Below are 3,396 nucleotides of genomic sequence, written 5' to 3' on the forward strand. Positions count from 1 at the left end.
AGAGCAGCTCCGTTTTTGCCCCTGCCTGAGGCCTACGAGGGCAACTCGGTGACGATTAACTTCACCTTCGACATCAATGTGTTGGGACAATTAACCGTAGGCGGGTCGGCTAACTGACAACGGCTTCACGGTGCTGCCTCCCAAAACGTCGCAGCAGAACTGCAGGGACCGCTCCAGCTTGTCAATTGCGGATCATGGTGGGGACAGAAGGCACTGGATAAGCTCTGAGAATCGGCGACGGTGCGTTTATCCTAGTCCTTAACCTTCAGAGATCCGTTGATGGGCACAACTTCCCTGCAGCGCACCCCCCTGTTTCCCTTCCATCAAGCCTTGGGGGCGCGGTTTGTCTCCTTTGCCGGCTGGGAAATGCCCCTGCAGTATCGGGGCGTGGTGGCCGAGCATCGGGCGGTGCGGGAGCGGGTGGGGGTATTCGACATCTCCCACATGGGCAAGTTCGAGCTCTGGGGGCCGGAGCTGGGATCCCACCTCAGCCGGCTGGTGCCCAGCGACCTGGCCGCCGTTCGGGCGGGATCCGCTCGCTACACGGTTTTGCTCAATCCGCTGGGGGGCATTGTGGACGATGTCATCTTCTACCGGCATCCACCGGAAGGGGAGCTGGAGCACTGGAGCCTGATCGTCAACGCGGCCACCCGCCACAAAGATAGGGAGTGGCTGCAGCAGCAGGGGATCCCTGGGCTGGAACTGCAGGATCACACCGAGTCGCAGGTGTTGCTGGCGGTGCAGGGGCCGGCAGCGGAAGAGGTTCTTCAGCCTTTTTTGGCGGGATCCCTGAAGGCTTTGCGCCGCTTTCAACACGGACAGTTTGCTCCTCAAAAAGGGGGATCCTCAGGGGCAAGGGTCTTTGTGGCCCGCACCGGCTACACCGGAGAAGACGGCTTTGAGATCTTGCTTAGCCCCCCAGAGGGCTGCTGGCTCTGGGAGCAACTGGTGCAGGCAGGAGTACAGCCCTGTGGCTTCGGCTGCCGCGATACCCTGCGCCTAGAGGCTGCTTTTTGCCTCTACGGCCAGGACATGGACGAGAGCACGACTCCCCTGGAAGCTGACTTGGGTTGGTTGGTCAACAATCCAGGGGACTACATTGGCAAGCTGGCCCTCGAACGTCAACGCGAGCAAGGGATCCCGCGTCGCCTGGTGGGGTTTCGCCTATTGGATCGAGCCATTCCCCGCAGCGGCTATGCCATCTACGCTCCCAACTCCCCTGAGCCGATCGGGCGGGTAACCAGCGGCAGCCATTCTCCTACCTTGGGCTACGGCATTGGCCTGGGATATGTGGATTCAACTTGGGCCAAGGTGGGATCCCGACTGGAGATTGAGATTCGGGGCCAGCGCCGGCCCGCCGAAGTGGTAAAAAAGCCCTTCTACAGAGGGGCAGGCTCCAGTTAGCTTGGGGGGTTGAGCTGTCTGCCGGCCTTGGGGGTGGAGTATTCCTGCTGCAGCCGCCGCAATTTCCGCAGGGCCCGCCGCTCAATTTGCCGGACTCGCTCCCGCGAAAGACCGATGTGCTCCCCGATCTCCCGCAACGTCAGGCCCTTCGACCCATCCAGCCCATAGCGGGCCACAATTACCTGCTGCTCGCGTTCGCTCAGTTGGCCCACCAGAGCGCGCACCTCCTCGCAATGGGCAGCCCGGTTCAGATGTTCGACCGGATCGTTGTCTTCGTCAGGGATAAAGTGCTGCAGCTCAGTGCCGTCCTCGTCCCCCACCCCGACGTTGAGGGATCGGATCTCGGCCATGTGGCGGGTGATCAGTTCGCGGTAGTTGTCGCCAATATCCAGCGAATCGAAAACTTCCTCTGCGGCAGGCCGGGATCCCCTTTCGGCGGACAGCTCGCGGTAGCGCCGCTTCACCTGGGAGACCTTCTCGTACATGTGGGCGGGCAGCCGGATCAGGCGCCCCTTGTTTTGGATGCCGCGGTTCACGCTCTGCCGGATCCACCAGGTGGCGTAGGTGGAGAACTTGTACCCCCGCGTGGGATCGAACTTTTCCACGGCGCGGGTGAGGCCGATGGTGCCCTCCTGAATCAGATCCAGAAAGGGCAGACCGCGGTTGCGGTAGCGCTTGGCAATCGACACCACCAGGCGCAGGTTGCACTCCACCATGCGCTTCTTGGCGGCTTCCCCCTGCCGCAGGATCTGCTGCAGCTCCTCTAAAGGGATCCCCAGTCGTTGGCTCCAATCCTCCAGCGACTCGTGCTGCCGCCGCTGCTCCAGAAGGGCCATCATCCGCTGCACTTGGTGGGCCAGACGCAGTTCTTCCTCGGCGGTGAGCAACGAGTAGCGCCCAATGATTTTTAAGAAACGCCCCACTGCGTCTTGCAGCTCAAGATTTTCCGACATATCCAACCCCACACCATAAGTTGATGCCCTGTCAGAATCTTCTCTTCTGCTGTCGCGTCAAGCTTTCTTCCCACTAGGAAGCCGACCTTGCTGCAAACAGCACCTTATTCATACCAGTAGAAAAGCCTTTCCGTAAAGGTTTTGGCAACCTAAAATGCAGACTTTCAGCGGCTATTTGATTCACTAAATTTATTGAGTCCTGTCCGTGAGCTACTGCCAGCAGTGCCTCAGTTCTGGGCTCTGTCGGCTCCCTGATCTACGGGTAGATGTTACGAAAATAAAGCGATTCCGTTACTCAAAACTTAGACCAATAGGATCCGAAAAAAGCAAGTAAAATCGGTCATGCTCTCTTAATCGTTAACCAGATTGCACTGAGATAAAAAACATGTTTTTTGATACACTCTACATCGCTACAGATGCCTATTTTGTCTGTAGAAACCCATCGGAGAGGCCGGCCCAGCAAGGCATCGAACAGCCTGCTGGCCCATTTCTGCAACCTTTTGAGGCTGATTTCAGAGAGAGTTGTCAATAAGCCTCAGCCCCAAACCAGCCAAGGCAGATCCCAAGGAAAAGCCGTCGTCTTGGCTTTCCCAAGTTTAGGGCAAATTAAGGCAAATTTTGAGCCTTAGACACTACCTGTGGAGTCAAACCTTCGAGCCGCCAGCGTACTACAGGTTATCCGTCGAGTAGGGGCTGTGGAGCCCAGGGGGGAAAAGCCGCAACCCCTGCTGGCGCACGCGTTGCTCTTGCAGCGGGAGAGGGGTGATGCGCGGCAAAGGCGTAGCCTCAGGTTGAGGTGTTGGAGTGGGAGCAGGCGTAGGCAAGGGGCTAGGTGTTGGTTTCGGCGTGGCCACTACAGCCGGTGGGGTTGGCACAGCAGGTGTGACCTCAGCCGGGATCCCTTCTGAGGTGGGACGGGGACGCCGGAGTTGAAAGCGCGGCTGGCGACGTGGTGCAAGAGTGGGCGTCGACTCTGGTGTAAGAGTGGGTGCCGGCGTTGATGTGGGGGTTGGTATTGGTTCTGGCGTCGGTGTGGGTG

At 59.0% G+C, this 3,396-nt stretch carries 2 protein-coding genes; one reads left to right on the top strand and one right to left on the bottom strand.

What is annotated here, in order from left to right:
* Window positions 1-279: 279 nt before the first annotated feature.
* Complete coding sequence (gene gcvT / locus NW863_RS11650) at window positions 280-1,404, top strand: glycine cleavage system aminomethyltransferase GcvT (protein ID WP_414366516.1); 1,125 nt, start codon at window positions 280-282, stop codon at window positions 1,402-1,404.
* Here gcvT and NW863_RS11655 read toward each other — a convergent pair.
* Window positions 1,401-2,357, bottom strand: coding sequence for a sigma-70 family RNA polymerase sigma factor (locus NW863_RS11655; protein ID WP_414366517.1), 957 nt, complete (start codon window positions 2,355-2,357; stop codon window positions 1,401-1,403). The genes gcvT and NW863_RS11655 overlap by 4 nt on opposite strands.
* Window positions 2,358-3,396 lie beyond the last annotated feature (1,039 nt).

The sequence above is a fragment of the Synechococcus sp. B60.1 genome, assembly GCF_047462555.1.
GTDB lineage: Bacteria > Cyanobacteriota > Cyanobacteriia > Thermostichales > Thermostichaceae > Thermostichus.